Source organism: Anabaena sp. TISTR 8404, assembly GCF_056847745.1.
Map to the genome: position 1 here is coordinate 583,619 of NZ_CP180578.1, position 22,821 is coordinate 606,439.

Here is a 22,821-nt window from a genome sequence, read left to right on the forward strand (position 1 = left end):
GAAACTATGGGCATTTTGGCTTGATAATTTTGAATAAAAATTTCTTATTAATAAAATATTGCAGAATTTAAAATACTATTTGTAAATATGGCAATATCAGTTATCAAATTATTTGTATACACCCTTTAGGAAGATGAACTAAAGTAGAGCTTAGGATAAATTGAGCTTGGTGTAGTAAATGCTTGGTATACATAAAGGCTTGGTTAAACCAAGCCTTTTTTGTACATTTTTAGAGGTCAATCTGTTCGTCACGGGAATGCAAGTATAGATCAACGACTGGTGTGACATAATTTAAACAAGCTTTATTAGGTATGCTTGAGATGATAAATTCTCTAGAGTGAAACTGGCGATCGCTTCAATCTATTCATCCTATTTGATTAAGAAGTAAATTGGCTGATACATCACACTTAAAAATTATAACCAAAGATTGTGCCTCAGTAATACTGGCAGAGTTTGCGAAAAACTCTTGAAATACTGACATCTGTACTGATAGTAGTACGTAACCGCAGAAATCAACATACTTTTTGAGTAGATAGTCCAGCAAGTAAACTGTTGAATTTTCATTAAGAACATTAATATTTGTGCTTTTATTGGGAATCATATAGACAATTGCACTAGCAAAGGCTAGAAGTGATTGCATATGGTGAATTTATATGAATTCCCAGTAATCTTACTTAACCAAACATTACATTCTTTCTGGTTTGGGCAAAGCTGATTTTTTTTAAGTGTAACTACTGAGAAAAAATCAGTTAAATTTTGCTAATTTAGCAGTATTCTTTCAGACTCGCCTATTTAAAAGTTGATTAAAGGCAAGTGGATTGTTTTAATTTTTACTGTTTGTGAAGTTAATTATCCTAATGCTTATCCATCTCCTTTTGAGTAATTAATCTAACTTTTAAATATGTATATAAAAAAGATGTAAACAGCAAAAATCCATTGCAGTACGCTACTGATCCCCCAAAATTCTACTATCAATATTTGTAGTATATTTTACGCAAAAACATCAATTTTTCTGGGGATGGTAACTAAAGCACTTAAGTGATATGACACCTATTGAATTTAGCTGAAGTAAATGCAAAATCTAACTCCTATGAGTAGTCATCGGTTAATCCAAAAACTACATCCACTATCTTTATTAGCACAGTTAACTAGTCGGCGTGCTACTGGTTGTTTACGTGTATTTACTGGATCAACTTCCTGGTCAATTCATTTAGAAGAAGGTAAACTTACTTACGCTTCTTCATCAGATAAGATGTTTGAGCGACTTGATAACCAGTTGCGGCGCTTGAGTCTCAATATTCCTACCCTCAACAGCGCTACTCGTGTGCAGATGCGGCTAATGTTTGAGCCAGCCAGCGAAAGTCTGTCCATACCACATGCCGACTACCAAGCTATTTGCTGGTTGGTAGAGCAGCGTTACATCAGTTCTATGCAAGCAGCCACCTTAGTAGACGAATTAGCTAAAGAGGTGCTGGGGTCATTTTTAACTTTAAAAGAAGGAACATACGAATTTTATCCTGACAGTTCATGGAATGATCTACCAAAGTTTTGTCAGTTAGACTTGCGTTTACTAGTGGAATATTGTCAAAGACAATTACGACATCGCCATCAACTCCAGTCAACAGTTAATGTTACTAAAGGTTCTCCCGTTTTACCCACAATAAATTCACTGCCAAATAGCAAGACATTAACAAAAAATAACAATTTTGAGTCTGCTGAAAATATAAATCATAAAAATGTCAAGCAAGCAGAAAAAAATAGCTTATATACAATTGCTTGTATTGATGATAGTCAAACAGTCTTAAATTCTATCAAATTGTTTTTAGATGAAAATACATTTACTGTGGTGACTATTAATGATCCAGTGAAGGCATTAATGCAGATTCTCCGCAGTAAACCTGACCTAATTCTACTAGATGTAGAAATGCCTAACTTAGATGGCTATGAACTTTGCTCATTATTAAGAAGGCATTCAGCTTTTAAAAATACACCCATCATTATGGTGACTGGGAGGACAGGATTTATTGATAGAGCCAAAGCCAAAATGGTTAGATCATCGGGTTATTTGACTAAGCCTTTTACTCAATCAGAATTACTGAAAATTGTGTTTAAACATATTGACTGAATTTCGCAGCTTTTTATCACAAAATTAGATTTATTGAGGAGAATTAAGAGTGAGTCTGACTTTGGTTGGCACAATTTTAATTGTTGAAGATTCGCCCAGCGAATTAGAACTGATGAGCCATTATCTCAAGGAGAGTGGTTACAACGTTATCAAAGCAAGTGGTGCTAAAGAAGCTTTAGAACAGGCTATTTTGCAAAATCCTGATGCCATTGTGACTGATGTTGTGATGCCAGGAATGAGCGGTTTTGAGTTATGTCGTTCACTGAAAAAAAATCCAGCGACACAAAAATTACCAATAGTTATTTGTAGCTCAAAAAATCTCGAAATTGATAGATTATGGGCTATGAAACAAGGTGCTGATGTTTATTTAACTAAGCCATATACACGCGAACAGTTATTAAAAGCTATTAAATCAGTGGTAATTTAAATCAATGAATAATGCCAAAGTTATACTTGCTGAAAAACCTATCCAAAATCACCTCAGAGATGGTTATCTGAAGTTTCAGCTAAATCAACAAACTGCTGCTATGTTGGCAATGAATCATACGCAAGAAGCAGTGATTTTGCCGATTGAAGCTGTAACTCCGATGCCGAATATGCCAGGATGTATCTTAGGATTAATGAATTGGCGAAGTCGGATAATTTGGGCGGTTGATTTACCAAGATTGCTGAATTTAGAAGCTATAGATACGCGAAGGCAGCAGTACAATGCCATCGTCATTAAAGTAGAATCACTGCTTTTAGGTTTAGTTGTCCAAGAAATTAAAGGTACAACTAAGATTATGCTTGACGATATTCATTCCCCAATTGGACAAGTAACATCAAGTTTAGTTCCCTATTTGCGTGGGTGTGTTGTCCAACAAGAAGAAATATTGCTGGTATTAGATGCAGAGGCTATTGTGCAATCTTCTATTCTCCGCAATGATTAAGTTGTTTTTTATAAGGCAACTTTGGATATTTTTGTTTTACCTATGCAGGAGAAGTTCAGAATGTTTAATAAAACTGATATGGCTAAGAGTGGTGATGGTAAAAATCGGACTTCGTTGATTACATCTACCAAAGTTTCTGAGAATAAAATCCAATTATCAACTAGTGCTAATCATGCAAAAGCTGATGATAATATCCCACATCATATAGGTGGATATTTCAAACGGCTAAGTTTAGAAACAAAAGCAACAATTTTAGCGATCGCTATTAGTACTATACCAGCTTTAACTATCGGTGCGATCGCCTATAATTTGGCTAGTAAATCCCTGTCTAAGCAAGTTACCCAATCTCAAACCGCAGAAGCTGTTGGTTTAACAGATAAAGTTAACCGCTTTATGTCTGAAAGATATAGAGACATTCAGTTACTTTCTAACTTGCCTTTGTTGACCAATGGGAATGTCAATGCCCAACAAAAGCAAGCATTACTAGACAAAATCCTCACAACTTATCAAGCTTATGATAGTATTGCTGTCTTTGATACTGACGGTGATTTGATTGCCCAATCTTCCGGGGAAACTCTGAATAACCAAAAAGATCATAATTATTTTCAAGAAACTCTGCAAAAAGATGCTGCGGTTATTAGTCAGGCAGAAAAATCTACCAATATCTATCTAGCTGCACCTATAAAAGATACAGCCACAGGTAGAACTATTGCAGTAGTGCGAACAAGCCTACCAACTAAAGCATTAGAAGAAACAATCAAAAATTATGCTGTTAATGGTCATCAATATGCTTTGCTAGATAATTCAGGTAAAGTCTTTTTAAGTTCACAAAAATCATTATTAGGAAAAACAGCAACAACCGAATATCCTGGGCTGGAAAAAATTCTTGCCACAAATAATATTGATACTCTGACAACTGTTCCCCAAAGTCATCATCACCGACAGTTAATTAGTTACGTACCAGCGCCAAAAATTGCAGGTTTATCTGAATTAAATTGGCAAGTTTTGCTAACTACCGATGCCGCAATTTTATATAGAACTCAACAACAATTGTGGTGGATAGTCAGCATTGGTACAGGTTTAGTAGGACTGATTGTAGCCGCGATCGCAGCTTGGTTAGCCAAACGTACCACACAGCCCATCCTGAATGCGACCGTAGCCGTCGCCAAGTTAGGACAAGGTGAACTCAACACTCGTCTAGCATCAGATAGAGGAGACGAATTAGGTGTATTGAGTGCCAATATTGATAATATGGCTGCGCAATTGCAGGTATTAGTTAACGAACAAGCCGAAATTGCCCACACTAAGACTCGCAGCGAACTAACCTCCACCTCTGAACTATCAACACACGAAGCCTTACAACTGCAACTTCTAGAACTATTAAATGACATAGAAGGTGCAGCTAGAGGTGATTTAACAGTACGCGCTGACGTGACAGACGGCGAAATCGGTACTGTTGCTGACTTTTTCAACTCTATTGTCGAAAATTTGCGGGATATCGTTACCCAAGTTAAACAAGCAGCCACCCAGGTAAATACTGCCATCGGTTCTAACGAAACAGCTATTCGTCACCTGGCTGACGAAGCACTGGTGCAAGCAGAGGAAATTAACCGCGCCCTTGATGCTGTGAATAATATGACTCGTTCCATGCAGGCCGTAGCCACAAGTGCTGAACAAGCCGCTACTGTGGCTAACAACGCTGCACAAAACGCTTCCAAGAGTGAAGAGTCGATGTATTTAACAGTGCAGAACATCCTCTCCTTGCGGGAAACTGTTGGCGAAACTGCCCAAAAAGTCAAACGTTTGGGAGAATCTTCTCAACAAATTTCCCGTGTGGTTGCTTTGATTAATCAAATTGCTATGCAAACCAACTTACTCGCCATCAACGCAGGTATAGAAGCCGCCCGTGCTGGTGACGAAGGCCAAGGTTTTGCTGTGGTTGCCGAAGAAGTAGGTGAATTAGCAGTCCGTAGTGCCGCAGCTACCCAAGAAATTGAACAAATTGTCGAGAACATTCAACGGGAAACTAGCGCTGTAGTCAAGGCGATAGAAATTGGTACTACCCAAGTCGGTGAAGGTGCGCGGGTAGTAGAAGAAGCCAAACAAAATCTCAGCCAAATTTTTGATGTTTCTCGTCAGATTGATTCTTTAGTACAGTCTATTTCTTCTGCAACCGCATCTCAAGTGCAAACATCGCAAACTGTTAGCTTATTAATGAAAGATATCGCTGCTATTTCTCAACGTACCAGTAATTCTTCTAGCTTAGTTGGACAATCTCTCAAACAAACTGTCGAGATTTCTCATAAGTTGCAAGAGACTGTTGAGACTTTTAAAGTTAACTAAATAATTGTCCAAAGTCAAAAGTCAATAGTCAAAAGTTGGGCTATTGACCATTGACTATTGACCATTGACTATTGACTAAATAATAAAAACAATGTCACAAAATAAAGAATTAGAAATCCAGATGCAATTTCTGGAAGAAGCGACAGATTATCTCAATACTTTAGAAGGAGTATTGCTGGAAATCGACACCAGCCATCGCATAGATTTAGACAAAATTAATGGCGCACTCCGCGCTGCCCACTCAATTAAAGGTGGCGCGGCAATGATGGGCTTTCGGGTGTTAAGTGATTTAGCACACCGTTTGGAAGATGCTTTTAAAGTTCTTAAAACTAGAAAAAGTTCTCTAGAAATTGACCAGCAATTGCAAAGTTTACTGCTTTCTGCAATAGATTGGATGCGTCAGATTGTGGAATTACTATCAACAGACAGCGTAATTGAAGAACAATGGTTAACAAGTTTTTGTTATCCAGTTTTTGACGAACTTCATCAACGTTTGGGTGATCCTACTCCTGAAGATGCGACAACAATGTTGTCACCAGAAGATGGACAAAATATTATTCCTTTATTATTTGAAACAGAAGTTGAAGGCTGTTTGCAACGCTTAGAATCTGTGTTAGCAGATAGTCAACAACCTTGTTTGCAAGAAGAAGTTGCAATTATGGCAGCTGAATTAGGTGGTTTGGGAGAAATGTTGCAATTGTCAGCGTTTACCCAACTGTGTGATTCAATTAAACGCTGTATTGAATTTGCCACACCAGAATGTGTCCCTGAAATTGCCCAGATAGCATTGCAAACATGGCGGCGATCGCAAGCGTTAGTATTGACAAATCAACTTGATAGTCTGCCTAAAGCAATTGAGTTAAATGAAGTACCAACTACTTCCACAAATTATCATCAATTTGAACCAATATCAACCGCAGAGGCAATTGCCCAATTTCTCGCTACAGATAACGGTGTCAACCACGAAATAGAATTAGCAGAAATACCTGTAGCTGAACAAGAAGAGGAAATAATTGCTAGTAATTTTATTTCTGTAAATCCAGAGATTAATCAAGGCATTAATACTGTTAATCTTCCTGAGATAAACACAATTATTGCCGAACACAAAGCCGAACCAATTAGTAACGCTAAAGACCGCGAACATTCAGAAAATACAGTCAGAGTTCCAAGTAAAAATCTAGAACAAATTAATGATTTATTTAGTGAAATAATTGTTCAAAGAAACGGTCTACATTCCCAACTCGAAAAATTACGCAAACTCGCACGTAATCTCAGCCAAAGAGTCCAAACTCTTGACCGAGAAAATCAAGAACTACGCATAGCATATAACAGAGTTATATCATCTAATGCCCGTCAAAATAATGAAATAACACTAGTCGAAAATACCCAAAATAACTCAATAGATTCGACTCAGCACTCAGCACTCAGCGAGAAGTTGCGTGCGGGGGTTCCCCCCGTTGAGCAAACTTCGGTGACTCAGCACTCCATAGATACTCAGCACTCCCTAGAAGAAATTAATTTGCGATCTCAGGATGTTATCGAAACTATTGTCCAGGTGCAAGAAATCTCTACAGATATTCAATTAAGTGTTGACGATGCTGATCAAATTGCCCGCAAATTGAACAAAACATCCAAACAATTGCAAACCAAACTCAATCAAGTGCGGATGCGGCCAATTTCAGAATTAGTGGAGCGTTTTCCAAGAGCCATCCGTGATTTAAATGTTGAGTATGGCAAAAATGTGCAGTTAAAAATTGAAGGTGGCAGTACTTTAATTGAACGCAGCATTTTAGAAGCATTGAATGATCCTTTAATGCACCTATTAAGAAATGCTTTTGATCATGGAATTGAAGAATCAGCCACTCGTCGTAGCTTAGGTAAACCAGAACAAGGATTAATAGAAATTCAAGCTACTCACCGCAGTAATCGTACCATTATCACCATGCGGGATGATGGACGCGGGATTTCTTTAGAAAAAATTCGCGCTCGTGCTTTAGCGATGGGGTTGGATAGTTCACTAATAGAAAGTGCGAGTGATGAAGAACTACTCTCATTAATTTTTGAACCAGGGTTTAGCACCTCCGAAAAAGTTACCGCCTTATCTGGCCGTGGTGTTGGTATGGATGTGGTTCGCAACAACCTGAAACTTGTTCGCGGTGATATTACAGTTGATACCGAACCAGGCGTTGGCACAACTTTCACCTTATCAGTACCATTTACCCTTTCCGTCGCAAGAGTGCTATTAGTCGAAACCAGTAAAATATTGCTGGCATTTCCCACAGATGTGGTTACAGAAATATTTTTACTACAAAGCGATCGCATTATCTCAATGGGAGGTAGCGAAGTCCTCAATTGGCAAGGCACAATGCTACCGTTAATTCGCCTTGGTCAATATTTTGAATTTAATTGTCCGCGCTACGATAGTCCTGAACTAGAAACTCCCGCAGCAATTAACGCTAGTAGTGTCTTGATAGTTAAAGGCAACAATCAAACAGTAGCCATCCAAGTAGACCGTTGCTGGGGTGAACAAGAAGTAGCCATCCGCCAAGTTGAAGGTAATATACCTCTACCAAAAGGTTTTAGTAACTGCACAATTCTCGGTGATGGACGAGTTGTGGCATTAGTTAGCGCTAACGAATTACTATATTGGATTGCCACTAATCAAAACACACCAAAAAACAATCAATTACCCTCGGTCAGATTAAAAACACCCTTTCTATTTGTTGACAGTGAAAAACTGGCGGCGCTACCTCATAAGCCAAAAGGCAAGATTTTAATCATCGATGACTCGATTAATGTCCGCCGCTTTTTGGCACTCACCCTAGAGAAAGGCGGATATCAAGTAGAACAAGCAAAAGACGGTCAAGAAGCCTTAGAAAAATTAGAGACAGGCTTAAAAATTGCCGCTGTCATTTGTGATATCGAAATGCCTCGTCTTGATGGCTATGGATTTTTAGGAAAAGTTAACAACAACGTTGATTTGAAAAATATTCCAGTTGCCATGCTAACTTCTCGCAGCAGCGATAAACATCGACAACTTGCTATGCAATTAGGTGCTAGAGCCTATTTTTCTAAACCTTACAACGAGCAAGAATTGCTCCGCACCCTAGAGCAACTTATTGGTAATTTAGCAGAAACCGCAGCTTCTAATTAATAGGAATTAAGCACAAAGGTTGTCTGTTAAAACTAGGTGTAAAGGGTTAAGGGTGTATGGATGTAATAGGATGTTTAGAAAGCCGCAAAAGATACTAAAAACCCCTCTCCAAACCTCTCACGCCAGTTGCTACAACGGGGAGACAGCCGCGTGGGCGGGTTTCCCGACTTGAGCGGACTGTCGTGGTAACCCCCGCAACGCACTGGCTCCCCGAAGCGGAGAGAGGCTTTGAAACCCCCATTTCTTTGTAGGGAAGGGGGGCTTGGGGGGTTAGGTTTTTGAAATTTTGATGTTAACAATAATACTTTTAAAACATCCTCTAAGAGTGTTTCTCCTCTACACCCTCTCCCTGCACGCTTGCGGTGTGAATGACAAGTCTTTCACCGGACACAATATCAAAATCAACTTCAACATCCCCTGATAGTCTAACTTACACAAGTCGCATAATTAGTCGTAAGTAACCTGTTAGGTATATGTGCAACATATCCAAAGTTTGTATATTGGAGGGTGTTCTCATGCTTAATACGCCATTAACACTTGTTTTAGGATGAAAAAGTTAATTTTGGTACATTTCTCTTAATTTGGTTAGTATACTGTTATTACCAATTAAGTTGGTAGTAAATTTTTGGTAGGCTTTTCCCTGACTAGGGTTGTCTGGCATTCTTACTTAAAAGTCTGAATCCCTGTATCTGTGCTTACTTTGTCTTTACAACAGATGTGCTAAAGTTGCTCATCTGCTAATGTCCTCTCTAATTATAAAAGTTCAAATAGTTATGACAGAGCAATCAGATTTTCTATCTAATCTCTCTGATTTTCTTTATCCACGCAGTTGCTATTATGGTCAATTCAAACCAGAATACCTAGTATTTAACGCTAATTTACAGGAATTTGCTCAAAGAGTTAGCTACATCAGTAACCTACAAACAAATGGTAAACTGTCACCCGAAGAAGCTTATCAGCAAATAAAAACTCTCTGGAAACAATTGAAACGGGCAAAAAAACAACTAGAAATTGCAACAGAGGTATTAGATGCAAAAAACACTCAACAATAGTACATCATTTTTAATAAAAAAACTTGGCGTTTTTGGGTGCTAACCTGTTTATTGTACTCGGCTTTACTCTAAAGGCAGAACATCATGAAACTGGTTATAGTCGATGTAACGATGCCCATCAGCAGCATGGTGCAGTATATCGACAAACCGACTATTCCATAAAATATCATTAGCAGCGTAGCTATGACGTGCATGGACAACTTGTGCTACTGTTTCATCAATGCCAGTTAAAGAGATCATCAATAAACTATTGGTCTGGCTTAAAGATTCTGGTGTCACACCATATAAAGGACTAGACTCATCAATGATGTGCATGACTGACCAAGTTAAAGCAAAACCAGGAGTTTGCTGCCGCACAAGTTTGAGATCATGAATGCGTCGCATGAACTGACCTTCTGCGGTAATTTCATCTCGCATTAAGTACACCCGCATCTGCGCTTCCAAAATTGAATTGCGCCGCTGGTTAGCGGTACGAAACATCAAAGTAGGCACTCCCTCATGGGGTAAAATTACAGCCACACGACTAAACATGACACGGGCAGTTGGACGAGAAAACCGGGCAAAGGCCAACCCTGTCATTACTGCAATTCCCATCACGCCAACGATCGCTTCAATGGTAACAATCATATTGGCATAACTGGTTTTCGGATACATTGCCCCATAGCCAATAGATGCTAGGGTTTGCACACTAAAGAAAAAAGCATCAAAAAAAGAACCAGGACGGGCATTAGCAATGCAATCTCCTCCTAATAAATACGCCAGCGCAAACAGAGTATTAATAGCTACATAAAAAGCACAAATTAGGAGTACAAATCCAGTCCAGGGAATTGTCAAAAGTAAATGGTAAGGATCGCGCCAATAAGAATGCCATACACCTAAGCCCATAATCTCGAAATTACCATTGCGAAACTTCAGATGAATAATGGGTTGTGAACGCTGTCTTTGCTTCCGTGTAAATTTTTTAAGTTGAAATTTCATCGGGTGTGGCCAAAAGAACGGTGAATCGTTACTAGAACACCAATTCAGTAATGCTGGAAGAACCTCTCCCCCAACCCCTCTCCTACGAGGAGAGGTGAGTTGAGTTTCCCTCTTCCCTCGTAGGGAAGGGGGCTAGGAGGTTAGGTTTCTGATTACTAAATCGATGCTCTAGGACTAAGTTTAAAAGTCGCTATTTTCTGATAAAGTGCAGTGGCTGAATGATACAAAATGCTTGTACACTGCTGATGAACCGAAATTTTTGGATTACCGCTTTAGTTGCCTTTATTAATTCCCTCAGTCTCACAATTTTAATCCCTATTATCTATCTTTATGGCAAACAATTTGGACTGAGTGATTTACAGACAAGTTTTTTATTTTCGATTTACTCAATCGCTCAGTTTTTCGCCACACCTGTGATTGGTAAACTATCCGATCGCTTTGGGCGAAAACCTTTATTGATCATTAGTTTAGCTGGGACGGTAATTGCCAATGCGATCGCAGGTACTGCAACCACAGCCAGCTGGCTATTCTTCGCCAGATTTCTCGATGGCATTACTGGCGGTAATGCTTCTGTAGCACAGGCGATTATTTCTGATGTCACCGCACCGGAAAACCGCGCTAAAGCTTTTGGAATTTACGGTGCAGCCTTTGGTTTAGGTTTTGTGTTGGGGCCAGTTACCAGCTTGCTGGCGCAGCAATTTTCTTTAGGGGCGGCTTTTTTAGTTTCTGCGGCGATCGCATTTTTCGCCCTGTTAATTACAATTTTCTTCTTACCAGAAACGCTACACACCAAAGCTGCTAAAGCACACAACATCTTTGACATTGGCTTAGGTAATTTAATTCGCGGTTTAGCTATGCCAAAAATTGGTGTATTACTAATTATCAACTTTTTTATTGGCACAACTTTTACAATTTTTACTTATGCCTTTCAACCTTACTTTATTAAAGTTTTAGGGCAAACTAGCCAATCTTTGACACTGATGTTTATCTTATTTGGCATGTTGGGGACAATCATGCAAACTTGGGGTGTGTCACTTCTCAGCCGTAAATTTAATGTTGTTAGTATATTATTTATCGCTTTATTTATTCGCAGTTTGTCATTCATCATCATGCCGCTTTGGCAGAATATTACTTATTTCGTCATAGTTAGTATTTTATATTCCTTATTTAACTCTTTAGTTCAACCCATGATCAATACACTGATTTCTCTCAATGCTAAATCACAAGAACAAGGTACAGCAATGGGATTGAACTCTTCTTATTTAAGCATTTCCAATGGTATTGGTCCTGTAATTGCTGGTTTGATTATCAATCAATCTCATCCTCAAACTTATAGCTATCCATTATATTTAGCAGGAACTTTGACTTTTCTCGTCTTATTTTTGGCAATCTTCACTCGGAAAAACTATATACCTTATAAAACTATTGAATAGTACAGCACGCTCATGCTTTCATTCGGGAAACAATACAATTTGCACACTGAATTGTCGATGCTTGGGGCTGAGATTAGCATATTACTTTAAACCCACTAGTTTAATGCCGTATTTACTATGAGACACATACGGGTTGAGTCAAAAAACAGAGGCTGGAGACAGAATATTTTTCTTTCTACGTAAAGTTATTGCTTTATCACAAATTGTCAATTTATGTAGTCAATTTAACGACAGTTTAATAAAAAGTAGCATATACTCGGTGGTATAAGCCTCCGAGAAAGAAAAATAGCGGAGGATTTAAACCTAATAAGCAGGTAAATCCTATGCAAAAAGTATGGGAATCGACAGAATTAGAATATGCCTTTCTGTTTACTCTCAGAAAGGTAAATTCAATTAATCCAGAAGGTTTTGAACCATTCTTTAATCATCTGCCAGTTGATCCTTATATCAAAGGCAATTATCGTTTGAGAAGATTATCTCGGTTTACTGTTTCTGGGAATCAATTAATTAAACTACCGCATGGTTATCTCTTTCAAAGCAAGACTTACAATCCTTTATTAGGAGATGTTAAAAGACAATTTGCTGAATTAGAAGATGGCATTATTGAGCTTGACATCTTTAAAAAGATGGTATTAGCATTTAGTGACTCTTGCAAACTGCACCCAGAAGCAGAAATAGGAGTTCATCAAATCAGAACTATTTGTTCGCCTGAAAATATGGGCAATCCAGCGCCTGAAGGTATCCATCAAGATGGTACTGATTTTATCGGGATATTTTCTGTGGCTAGGGAAAATATTCAAGGTGGAGAAACACATTTATATACTGGAAAAAAAGAGAAGCCTGTTTTTAGCAAAGTTCTAACTTCTGGTGAACTTTTGTTAGTTAACGACCACGAATTTTTCCACTTTACGACTCCGATAAAACCACAAACTGAGGGGTTAGGAATTAGGGATGTTTTTGTTTTGACTTCTCCTAGCTTGCTGACTGAATAATTATTTACACAGTAAATTCATTTATAGACGTTAAATAATATTTACCTTCCCAACCTTAATTTACTGTTAATCTGAGGAATTGAATTTAGTCATTTCCCCAGATTTTTTATTTGATATAAAAAATAATTTAGCTGATAGTGGTGTAAGAAGTTGAATGCTGAGAAAGAAAAATTAGCTTGAGTTAATTAATTGCGATCGCACTCAAGGCTGATGTTGAAAATTTAGAAAAATCTTTGTCGTTCTCTGCTAAGTTCCCAACCTTTGTTATCGCGGTTAATGCAAGTTAATCCTGTCCTTCTGGATGTACAAACAAAGCCTTGATAACGCAATGTTTTACCATATTGCAAAACAGGATTTTGGGGATCTGCGACTGTATCACCATAACAACCACGATAACCACGACCCCGCAAATTGAGATTAAAGACATGACCCCAATCCAATTCACAGTTTCTTGGTTGAGGTGGAATTTTTGCAGTAATTTCTAAGACATCACAACGAATACTTTGATCTGCGATTAAGCAATGAATATTCCCGGAAGGCGTTTGAAATTGTGTTGCGTCTTGAGCGATCGCCGGCCAAGATATGATAGAAAATACAGTTGTTGTCAGGATGGTCAAAAAATTCTTACGATTCATGAAAAAAGCCTTTGATGTCAGAAAAAGTTATTGATAGCAAATTTGTCTGTTAGAAAGTGCTGTTCATTTTTCAAAATAGACACTCTCTCTTATTTAACTATCAGATTCAATTATAATGTAAATATTAATACGGACAATACTGGGTAATTACAGTAAAGACATAACAGGTAAACTTTATAAGTACTTTGGCGCTTTGTAACAAAAATTTAGTATTAAAATTTACTTTGATAAAACGCATTGTCGATGTATTAGAACGGCGATTAAAATCGCAAGCACAGCTAACCCCATAGATTCATCTATGGGGTTAACCGCATGAATTATTGGTCAAATAATCTCTAGCTCTCAACGAGTTAAATCTTTTGCTACTTCAGAAAAAAATAAAGTAGCAAAAGATGGTTCAATCTATCTATTTGCTGGTAACTGTTGGGGAACTGAGATAGGCTTGAAAGGTTTGAATGTGTTGATGTCAACGCAGTTAGTATTATCTAGCTTGACCCTCAGTTCAGAACTGAAAGTGACTAGCTGCTCGACAAGAGCCTGGCGATCAGTTAAACAACCTTTAATCACCATGAGTTCACCCAAAGTCCACTCATAAAGATTTCTGTCTGAATTGTTGATGAACACAGTCAACTCGTTTCTAATTCGCCAGATTTGGTTGAGTAGTTCATCCATCTTGACGTTGATGATATTCGCAATTTGAATATTGAACGATTCTCTATTACCGATGATAGCAATCAATTCATCAACGTACTGTCTCACCAGAGTGATGAATGTTTGATTCCATTCATTACGGATGCTCTCAATCTTGATGTCAATATCTCTGTAGAGGTTGCTAATCTTGTTGTTAATTTCCGTACTATTAACAACAAAGTTGAGAATTCTGTTGTTAATTTCAGGACTATTGATAACCAGGCCTTCAATCATCTGATGAATTTGAGAATTATCAATAAAGATATTCTGAATCTTTTGAGTTAACTGATCATTCTCAAAGATTTGATTAATGAAAACATTGTTGTTGCTGACATTGTATTGTAAGCGTTGGTCAACATACTGATTCAACTCATTATTATCATTGACAATGCTCTGGTTAATCAGGTTGATGAATGCTTCTCTACCACCTATGACATGAATCAACTGATCAACCTGCTCTGTCACTACAGTCATAAATGTCTGATTTAAGATGCTCTCAACTTTGTGGTTAATTTCTGTACTATTGTTAACGATGTTAACAATATTTTGGTTAATTTCTGTGTTGTTATCAACAGCCATCTGTACGCGCTGGTCAAAGTATTGATTCAGTTCAGTATTGTCATTGATGATATTGTGAGTAATCAGGTTAATGTGGTTGCGGATGTTTTGCTCGAATGAGTTATCAACTTGCTGGCTGACATATTGATTCAGTTCAGTATTATTGTTGATAATGCTACGGGTAATTAGGTTGATATTATTGCGGATATTTTGCTCAAATTGCTGACCGACATACTGATTCAACTCAGTGTTGTTATTGACAATATTATGGGTAATCAGGTTGATATTATTGCGGATATTTTGCTCAAAAGAATGGTTTACTTGCTGATTAACGTACTGGTTAATTTCCTGCTTGTTGATAATATTGCTGATAATTAAGCCAATGTTATTGCGGATTTTTTGTTCAAAATTTTGGTCAAAATAGAGGTTGATTTGTTGGTTAATTTTGTTCGATATCTCAACGTTAATTTTATCTTCCAATATCCGCTCTAAGTAATAATCAGACCAACCTTGCAAGTTCTGTCTCAAGCTCAACTCTACCTGTTGTAGATAAGCATCCATCGAAAACTTGACTTTTGCAACTTCTATAGACAGGCTCTTGAAGTGCTGTTCGTAACTCTTGAGCAGTAATTGTTCCAGTTGTTCCCAATACTTATTTTCTAGTGTTATATCAATTTTGTCTGTTACTTTAATAGAGCTATCAATTTGCTTTAATTGCTCTTCCCACTTTTTCTTAAACTCCTCTTCTTCAAACCGGAATGTGAAGTCAAACGTATAGTTTTCTTGCCTGTGTACTATATCTTCCTGTTCTTTCTCTATAGAAGTAGAATTGTTATTTTCCCACTGTTGGCGTTTTTCATTTATTTCAGCGTTGCTTATTTGCTCTATTGCCAGAATAATCTGCCCTTCGTTATCTTCTTTGTAGGTGTCAAAAAATAAACCTGTCAGTGTAGTTTTTTCTTTGACTTCTAAAACTACTTCATCCTTAAGTCCATTTAATGAAACCCAAGTTTCGTCAGTTTCAATACCAGTCAATTTTGTAATAAATTTTCCACCTTTGACCAACATTAAAGCCCAAGGTTCTATATTAAACTTTTTGCTATCTGACCAATAGCTGGCATTGCCTTCACGAATTTTAATTCGATAATTACCTGGGTTCAACTCAACCAAGTTAGAACCAGATTGTTTGAGATTAGATAGGTAATTATCATCAATAACATAACAGTTGCGTTTGCTGTCTACTGTTATGTTTACAGGGTTAAAAAATTGCTTATCGCTTGTAATTAAGAGGTCAATAGAACCATTATTATCTTCATTACTAAAATCAAAAAACAAAGCATTGAGAACTGCTCTTTCTTTAACTTCTAGCTTTAAAGTATCATTGTAACCATTGAGCGTCGTCCATGTTGCGCCTACCTCAAAACCTGTAGACCTGTTGATAAATGTATTACCATTATCTCCATATATCCACAGTAAAACAAAAGGTTCTCCTGCTGTTCTGGTATTGCTGTGGCTATATCTACCTCGAATAATCCTGATATCAAAAGTACCTTTTTCAAAAACAAAAGATGTTGCAATATTTTGTTGCAAATTGTTCATTTGGTTAGTGTCGATAACATAACAATTAGTTTTGGTATCGATAGTTAAAGTATTCATGCTTACCTCTTTGAAAGTTTTAGTTTCTTGAGTAAATTTCGTCTTTGCAGGTTTTTCTACTGGTTTTACTTCTGGAGTAATTTCAGTTATTACTGCCTTAGCTAGTTCATAAATGAGTTTTAGCTGTTCTAGGGCGTTGCTAAACAAGGGAACACAACGATCTTTCAGATAGTTTAATAACTGTTGCACAGGAGATCTCAGCATTTCTTTTATTTTGGAATTAGGACAATGTTTGTTCCTGCACTGCGTAGACGCTTTGTGGTGAGCAGTTCAAGTCTTGGTGGTTCCCGTCGAGTTGAAACCGCTGTTAGCACAGCGTTAGCGACGCAGGAGCGTCACCCGAAGGGCTTGTCGCAGACATCACCGAGTACCTATGCAAGAATATTTGAGTGAAATTATTCACTAATGTCAAAAGCTAAATCTTGTTTTTCTTACTTCGATAAAGGTTTCTGGTTTCTAAATTACCGAGTTCTCCTATTTGTGGCATATCAGTATACTCTGGAGTATCCAGTAATTGTTTTCCTACGAGTTTTACCCAATGAATTACAGTAGTCTGGTGTGCGCTATTGATAGTTCAACTGCACGAAAAACTATGCCATTGACCTACATTTCAGACATTGTTGTTTGATTTCATCTGAGTAACCGGATACTACTTCACATACATCAATAATTTGACGGCTACAATCTACACAAATGTGTTTTTATTTACCTCTTTTTTCCGTTGTTACTGTTATGAGAATACCAAAACCTTGGATAATCCATACGGATTTACCTCAATTTATATCGCTATTAAGTAACACCTGTTCTAGCTATATCTTGCAGGTTAAGAGTTAATTATTTGCAGAACCTCTGTCTATAGAAGTATTAGATATAATTTGTTTGTATATATAATATCCAATAATATTTTTTCAAAATATTTATGAACTGGCATTAAAGGTTAAGGGTTAGTAAAATCTAAAAATATAAATACTAATTAAACAAATATGCTTTTAAAACCTGGGTTAAGAATCTGAATCTTTACTTTTTGTATGTTATCTCTGGAACTTTAGCAGTTGCTGATAGTTTTATTCATAATAGCCGATAAAAGCAAGTGAGCATGTGGGCGCAAAACAAGCTCTATCAAAGCTTAATCAAATCCGCTTCGTGCATGGGTAGATTAATTTGGATTTGGGTTGATGGTGCTATCACGGTCAAGATTTTACACGCTGGGGAATAGATTTCTATCGTTGGCTTTGAGGCGTGCTTAAACTCTTTGAGTAACAGAAGGGTTTTGTTGTTCTCCCAAAACGGTGGTGGGTTGTTGATAAATCAGCAGCAAGAGCAAGGCAGAATAATTCGTATCTGCGATTTAGTGCATTGTCATCAGTTAAACTTTATTTATTCACATCATGAGTCCTGAAGACATCACTGCTCAAACGACTTCTTGGAATAGCCATGACCAACCGATTCATCTGTCTGGGTCGATACAGCCTCATGGTTTATTACTTGCACTCAATACTGAGTTAGAGATTTGGCAAGTCAGCAACAACATCGAAAACTATTTGGATAAGCAGCCCCAAGAGTTACTTGGTCAACCACTAAGTTGTTTACTTGCTACTCAACAGGTTGCAACTATTAAAAAGTGCTTAGAGAAAAAAATTGGCAGTGTGACAACTTTAAAAATACCAATCATAACTTTAAATGGAGAGCGATACTTTGATGGTATTGTTCATCGGACAAGTAATGCTGTAATTTTGGAGCTAGAGCCAAAACAGAGTGAGGATGAGGTAAGTTTTTTAGATTTTCATGCATTGGTGAGTGAAGCGATCGCACAATTGCAAAATACCTCAAACCTCGAAGAATTTTTGCATTTAGTAGCCTCAGAATACCGCAAAATCACTGCTTTTGACCGAGTAATGGTCTATCAGTTTGATGAACAAGGTGCGGGTTCTGTAGTTGCTGAAGTCAAACGAGAAGACTTAGCGCCTTATTTAGGACTTCATTATCCCGCTATAGATATACCTGAACCTGCAAGACAGCTATATACCAAGTGTTTACAGCGATTTATCCCCAATCTGACAGCTCAACCTGTCAAGCTGATTTCACAAGCAGATTCACCTGCAACACCCATTGATTTAAGCTGGGCTGTACTGCGGAGTGTTGATCCCTGCTGTATTACATATCATCAAAATATGGGTGTAGCAGCCATCTTGGTGATTGCTTTAATTAAAAATCAGCAGTTGTGGGGTTTAATTTCTTGTCATCATCAAACGCCGAAATATCTTGCTTACGAAGTGCGGAAAATCTGCGAATTTTTGGGGCAAATTGTGTCGTTAGAGTTAGGACACAAAGTTGTTCACTCAGAATTAGACTATGAAGTGAGGCTGAAATCTCTCCAGTCGGAATTTGTTGAGTTAATTTCTCAGGCGGATAATTTTATTGATGCTTTAATTAAGCCTCAACCTAGTTTATTAGCTCTTGTCAGTGCCACAGGGGCGGCGGTATGCCTGGATAATGAAATTACATTGGTGGGTGCAACGCCAGATATAGAACAAGTTCGAGAACTGATTGCTTGGGCAGATAGTCAAATTAGCGAGCGCATTTTTGCCACCGATTCTCTGCCTAAATTGTACCCAGAGGCAATCCAATTTAAAGATACAGCCAGTGGGTTGCTGTTGTTACGCATTTCCCAAATCCAGCGTTACTATATTCTCTGGTTTCGGCCTGAAGTTTTGCAAACTATCAATTGGGCGGGCAATCCCAACGAGTCAATACAGACAAATACAGATGGTAGCGTTACTCTGTGTCCGCGCACATCCTTTGAAAAATGGCAGGAAATAGTACAATTAACTTCTCTACCTTGGAAACAGTGTGAGATTGATAATGCTTTGGCATTGAAGAATGCGATCGTGGGAATTGTGCTTTCCAAAGCTGAAGAACTAGCCAAAATCAATCAAGAGTTAGAACGCAGTAACCGCGAACTTGCATCCTTTGCTTATGCAGCTTCTCATGACCTCAAAGAACCTTTGCGCGGCATTTATAACTTCTCGACAATTTTAATCGAAGATTATGCCCAAATCTTAGATGAAGATGGCGTTGACTACTTGCAGACTGTACTGTCTTTGTCTGTGCGGATGGAAACTCTGATTAATTCTTTGTTGCGTCTCTCGCAATTAGGGCAAACAGAACTGCACCTCCAACTTACCGATCTCAATGAATTGCTAAACCAAGTGATTGATGTGATGAATGCCAGTCGCCAAGAATCTCAACTTAATATTCGCATTCCTCGGCCTTTACCAACAGTTCAGTGTGACCCGGTATTACTCAATGAAGTTTTTAGTAATTTGATGATCAATGCCTTGAAGTACAACGATAAACCAGAACCTTTGATTGAAATTGGCTTTATAACTCCAGAAGAATCGCATAATTACCGGAAAAATGTCGCTTTCCCCGTTTTTTATGTTAAAGATAACGGTATTGGTATTCAAGAGCATCATTATCAAACTATCTTTCGACTGTTTAAACGGCTGCACTCTCAAGAAAAGTATGGCGGCGGCACAGGCGCAGGACTAGCCATTTCTAAAAAAATTGTTGAGTTACACGGCGGTCAAATTTGGGTGGAATCCAGTGTGGGCTTGGGTTCTACCTTTTATTTCACTGTGGGGCAATAGTTTAAGATATTTAAAAAATTTTGTTACATTTTTTAAAATCTCTGATGACGGAAAAACTTAACAAACCTCTGTTGGTTGTTGAGGATAGCAATGAAGACTTTAAAATGTTGCAACGCCTGATGCGGCGGATGGCTGTCCAGAACCCCATATATAGATGTACAAATGGGGATGAGGTTTTGGACTTTCTTTATCAAGAAGAAAGTTCAGAAAACCCGAACACCATACCAAAGCCTTCTGTAATCTTGCTTGACCTGAATTTACCAGGGATTGACGGCCGTGACATTCTAGAACGGCTCAAGCAAGATATATGTTTCAAAAAAATCCCCATTGTGGTTTTTACCACCTCATCCAACCCAAAAGACATTGAATTTTGCTACCAAAAAGGAGCCAATGGCTATCTAGTCAAGCCAATGGATGCTCAAGAACTGCAAAAGACGGTTCAAGCATTTGTTGACTATTGGTTGGAGAGAAATACTGTACCACCTATTGGTTAGAGGGGCTAGGGACTAGAGGTTATTATTTTTTAACTTCTAGCCTCAAAATTTAATATTTAATTTATATTTTTGTAAGGATTATTTAATAATTGTCGTTATACATGGGATGCTAAATGAAGGAGTGTAAACATTCTCCCCCATTCTTAATATGCCGGACACCTGGACGCTTCTCATCATTGATGATTGTGCCGAGGATCGGAAAATTTATCGTCGATATCTATTAAAAGATCCTCAAAATTCATACCAAATTTTCGAGGCAGATTCTGCGGAGGAAGGGTTGGCTTTGTGCCAAGCAATGCACTGCGATGTGATTCTGCTAGATTTTTGTTTGCCTGGGATGAATGGGTTAGATTTGCTTGAACGCTTAAAAAAGCAGAAGTTTGAAACCCCTGTGTCTATAATTATGCTGACAGGGCGTGGTGATGAAGAAGTAGCAGTACAAGCGATGAAACGAGGCGCTGACGATTATTTAGTTAAACAGCACCTCCAGGCGGATGTATTACAATTGGCAGTTCGTAATGCGATTAAGCAATCTTGCCTGAAAGTTAAACTCAGCAAAACGCAAGAACGACAACGTTTGATTGCTACGACAGCATTACGCATTCGTCAGTCTTTAAATTTAGAAGAAATTTTGCATACAGCTGTAGTTGAAGTACAGCAACTTTTGAAGTGCGATCGCGTGATGGTCTATCAGTTCACTTCTGATATGGGTGGTAAGATAGTTGCATCATCTGGGGAACCAGAGCAAATATGCGCTCACCTCTGGGATATCTGTTATCAACCAGAAAACAGCTTTGTAACTACACAGCTAGGAGATAATGCAACTACGACTAAACAAAAAAACTTAGTTGTAGCTTACAGCAATCTTGGTGAAAATCATCAATGGAGATGTAGACGCAGAATTTCACGGAACTATGAAGCAAGTTTGAGTCATTTCTGCTTTCATAACAAAGAGCAACTGAATACTCAAGCAAATTTGGTAGTTCCGATTAATCTGAATCACAATAATAACCCAAACCCTAAACTTTGGGGCTTTTTAATTGCCCAACCCAGTTCTCAAGATAGACTCTGGCCAGCTGATGAAGTAGAAATTCTCAATCAAGTATCAGTGCAATTGGCGATCGCAATTCAACAGGCTGAACTGTTCGCCATGACTCAAGCCGCACTGTTAAAAGAGAAGCAACTTAACCAATTTAAAACTCAAATTGTCACCACAGTTTCTCACGAGTATCGTACACCCTTAGCTTCTATCTTGGCTGCTGCATCAACAATCAAACAACACGGCGCACGTTTAGATGAGTCGAGAAAAAATCGGTTTTTGCAAATTATTGAGCAAAAAGCGAGGCACATGTCCAAACTCGTGGATGATATGCTACTAGTTCACCAACTAGAATTGGACAAAACCAAATTTAAGCCGCAGCCGCTAGATTTACTGCAATTTATTTCCGAATTAATTGAAGAACAGCAAGAATTATTAGACAATCGTCATGAATTAATTTTGAAGATTACAGGAAATAATAAAGGATTTTCTGGCGATCGCGGTCTTTTACGACAAATACTTTTGAATTTATTATCGAATGCCATTAAATATTCCCCAGAAGGTGGCGATATAGAAATTTACCTCAACGGCAAAGAATCAGAAATTCTCTTAGAAATTCAAGATCAAGGCATTGGTATTCCCATAGCAGATCAAGAAAACTTGTTCAAATCCTTTAGTCGCGGGAGTAATGTTGACACAATCCCAGGAACAGGTTTGGGCTTAGTAATTACTAAAGCTTGTGTAGAGTTGCATGGCGGTAGTATTAGTTTATCTAGCCAAGAGGGACAGGGAACTAAAGTTATTGTTAGGTTGCCAAAGCGACATTCTAATTCATAATTCAGATTTTGGGCTTAAGCACGCTTGTTTATCTGTTAAAGCTGGGTGGCAGAATCTAATGGTATGGCTTTAAAGCTGTTCAACACCTAAGTAGGTCGCTGTTAAAAATTGTCGTTATGACAAGGCAGTAGGTAGAAGTATTACTATTCCTGGCATTTAAGCGCATCCATTTGTCCTAATCTATGTGATTACCTCTATATCTTTATGCAATACATATTAAAAAATGTGAATTTTTGTTAACTTTTATGATAGTTTT

Annotated in this window: 14 protein-coding genes; 11 read left to right on the forward strand and 3 right to left on the reverse strand. The window is 37.9% G+C overall.

Going from position 1 to position 22,821, the window contains the following annotated elements; translation table 11 throughout:
• Positions 1 to 1,072 precede the first annotated feature (1,072 nt).
• The 6 genes from ACMX3D_RS02590 (at position 1,073) to ACMX3D_RS02615 (ending at position 9,603) form a co-directional block, all read left to right on the forward strand.
• Positions 1,073 to 2,125 carry a response regulator gene (locus ACMX3D_RS02590; RefSeq protein ID WP_482749935.1) on the forward strand — a complete coding sequence of 351 codons (1,053 nt, stop codon included), beginning with the start codon at positions 1,073 to 1,075 and terminating at the stop codon, positions 2,123 to 2,125.
• A 49-nt stretch (positions 2,126 to 2,174) separates the two neighbouring features.
• On the forward strand, positions 2,175 to 2,552 hold the full coding sequence (locus ACMX3D_RS02595) for a response regulator (RefSeq protein ID WP_482749936.1): 378 nt from the start codon (positions 2,175 to 2,177) through the stop codon (positions 2,550 to 2,552).
• A 4-nt stretch (positions 2,553 to 2,556) separates the two neighbouring features.
• A complete protein-coding gene (locus ACMX3D_RS02600) occupies positions 2,557 to 3,054 on the forward strand; it encodes a chemotaxis protein CheW (RefSeq protein ID WP_482749937.1) in 498 nt (165 codons plus the stop codon).
• A 60-nt stretch (positions 3,055 to 3,114) separates the two neighbouring features.
• A complete protein-coding gene (locus ACMX3D_RS02605; protein ID WP_482749938.1) occupies positions 3,115 to 5,397 on the forward strand; it encodes a methyl-accepting chemotaxis protein in 2,283 nt (760 codons plus the stop codon).
• A gap of 91 nt (positions 5,398 to 5,488) precedes the next feature.
• A complete protein-coding gene (locus tag ACMX3D_RS02610) occupies positions 5,489 to 8,551 on the forward strand; it encodes a hybrid sensor histidine kinase/response regulator (RefSeq protein ID WP_482749939.1) in 3,063 nt (1,020 codons plus the stop codon).
• A gap of 773 nt (positions 8,552 to 9,324) precedes the next feature.
• A complete protein-coding gene (locus ACMX3D_RS02615) occupies positions 9,325 to 9,603 on the forward strand; it encodes a DUF7219 family protein (protein WP_482749940.1) in 279 nt (92 codons plus the stop codon).
• Between the two features lie 63 nt (positions 9,604 to 9,666).
• Here the strand turns inward: ACMX3D_RS02615 and ACMX3D_RS02620 are convergent, their stop codons facing one another.
• The gene (locus ACMX3D_RS02620) at positions 9,667 to 10,581 is read right to left on the reverse strand and encodes an ion channel (protein ID WP_482749941.1); all 915 of its coding nucleotides are present in this window, start codon (positions 10,579 to 10,581) and stop codon (positions 9,667 to 9,669) included.
• A gap of 218 nt (positions 10,582 to 10,799) precedes the next feature.
• On the opposite strand from ACMX3D_RS02620, the gene ACMX3D_RS02625 reads away from it, so the two are divergent.
• Together ACMX3D_RS02625 and ACMX3D_RS02630 are read left to right on the forward strand one after the other, a co-directional pair.
• Positions 10,800 to 12,014 carry an MFS transporter gene (locus ACMX3D_RS02625; RefSeq protein ID WP_482749942.1) on the forward strand — a complete coding sequence of 405 codons (1,215 nt, stop codon included), beginning with the start codon at positions 10,800 to 10,802 and terminating at the stop codon, positions 12,012 to 12,014.
• 323 nt (positions 12,015 to 12,337) lie between these two features.
• On the forward strand, positions 12,338 to 13,006 hold the full coding sequence (locus tag ACMX3D_RS02630) for a 2OG-Fe dioxygenase family protein (protein WP_482749943.1): 669 nt from the start codon (positions 12,338 to 12,340) through the stop codon (positions 13,004 to 13,006).
• 221 nt (positions 13,007 to 13,227) lie between these two features.
• Here the strand turns inward: ACMX3D_RS02630 and ACMX3D_RS02635 are convergent, their stop codons facing one another.
• Positions 13,228 to 13,641, reverse strand: coding sequence for a DUF6636 domain-containing protein (locus ACMX3D_RS02635; protein WP_482749944.1), 414 nt, complete (start codon positions 13,639 to 13,641; stop codon positions 13,228 to 13,230).
• A 402-nt stretch (positions 13,642 to 14,043) separates the two neighbouring features.
• A complete protein-coding gene (locus ACMX3D_RS02640) occupies positions 14,044 to 16,749 on the reverse strand; it encodes a transcriptional regulator (RefSeq protein ID WP_482749945.1) in 2,706 nt (901 codons plus the stop codon).
• A 1,184-nt stretch (positions 16,750 to 17,933) separates the two neighbouring features.
• On the opposite strand from ACMX3D_RS02640, the gene ACMX3D_RS02645 reads away from it, so the two are divergent.
• From ACMX3D_RS02645 to ACMX3D_RS02655, 3 genes are all read left to right on the forward strand, one after another.
• Positions 17,934 to 20,195 carry an ATP-binding protein gene (locus tag ACMX3D_RS02645; protein WP_482749946.1) on the forward strand — a complete coding sequence of 754 codons (2,262 nt, stop codon included), beginning with the start codon at positions 17,934 to 17,936 and terminating at the stop codon, positions 20,193 to 20,195.
• A gap of 44 nt (positions 20,196 to 20,239) precedes the next feature.
• Positions 20,240 to 20,689, forward strand: coding sequence for a response regulator (locus ACMX3D_RS02650; RefSeq protein WP_482749947.1), 450 nt, complete (start codon positions 20,240 to 20,242; stop codon positions 20,687 to 20,689).
• A gap of 148 nt (positions 20,690 to 20,837) precedes the next feature.
• A complete protein-coding gene (locus ACMX3D_RS02655) occupies positions 20,838 to 22,565 on the forward strand; it encodes a GAF domain-containing sensor histidine kinase (protein WP_482749948.1) in 1,728 nt (575 codons plus the stop codon).
• The last annotated feature ends 256 nt before the right edge of the window (positions 22,566 to 22,821 follow it).

Bases quoted from the DNA above. Each gene is read 5' to 3' on its own strand.
- ACMX3D_RS02615 (WP_482749940.1), top strand. From the start codon at position 9,325: ATGACAGAGCAATCAGATTTTCTATCTAATCTCTCTGATTTTCTTTAT.
- ACMX3D_RS02630 (WP_482749943.1), top strand. From the start codon at position 12,338: ATGCAAAAAGTATGGGAATCGACAGAATTAGAATATGCCTTTCTGTTT.
- ACMX3D_RS02655 (WP_482749948.1), top strand. From the start codon at position 20,838: ATGCCGGACACCTGGACGCTTCTCATCATTGATGATTGTGCCGAGGAT.
- ACMX3D_RS02590 (WP_482749935.1), top strand. From the start codon at position 1,073: ATGCAAAATCTAACTCCTATGAGTAGTCATCGGTTAATCCAAAAACTA.
- ACMX3D_RS02600 (WP_482749937.1), top strand. From the start codon at position 2,557: ATGAATAATGCCAAAGTTATACTTGCTGAAAAACCTATCCAAAATCAC.
- ACMX3D_RS02620 (WP_482749941.1), bottom strand. From the start codon at position 10,581: ATGAAATTTCAACTTAAAAAATTTACACGGAAGCAAAGACAGCGTTCA.
- ACMX3D_RS02650 (WP_482749947.1), top strand. From the start codon at position 20,240: ATGACGGAAAAACTTAACAAACCTCTGTTGGTTGTTGAGGATAGCAAT.
- ACMX3D_RS02605 (WP_482749938.1), top strand. From the start codon at position 3,115: ATGTTTAATAAAACTGATATGGCTAAGAGTGGTGATGGTAAAAATCGG.
- ACMX3D_RS02645 (WP_482749946.1), top strand. From the start codon at position 17,934: ATGAGTCCTGAAGACATCACTGCTCAAACGACTTCTTGGAATAGCCAT.
- ACMX3D_RS02640 (WP_482749945.1), bottom strand. From the start codon at position 16,749: ATGCTGAGATCTCCTGTGCAACAGTTATTAAACTATCTGAAAGATCGT.
- ACMX3D_RS02610 (WP_482749939.1), top strand. From the start codon at position 5,489: ATGTCACAAAATAAAGAATTAGAAATCCAGATGCAATTTCTGGAAGAA.
- ACMX3D_RS02625 (WP_482749942.1), top strand. From the start codon at position 10,800: ATGATACAAAATGCTTGTACACTGCTGATGAACCGAAATTTTTGGATT.
- ACMX3D_RS02635 (WP_482749944.1), bottom strand. From the start codon at position 13,641: ATGAATCGTAAGAATTTTTTGACCATCCTGACAACAACTGTATTTTCT.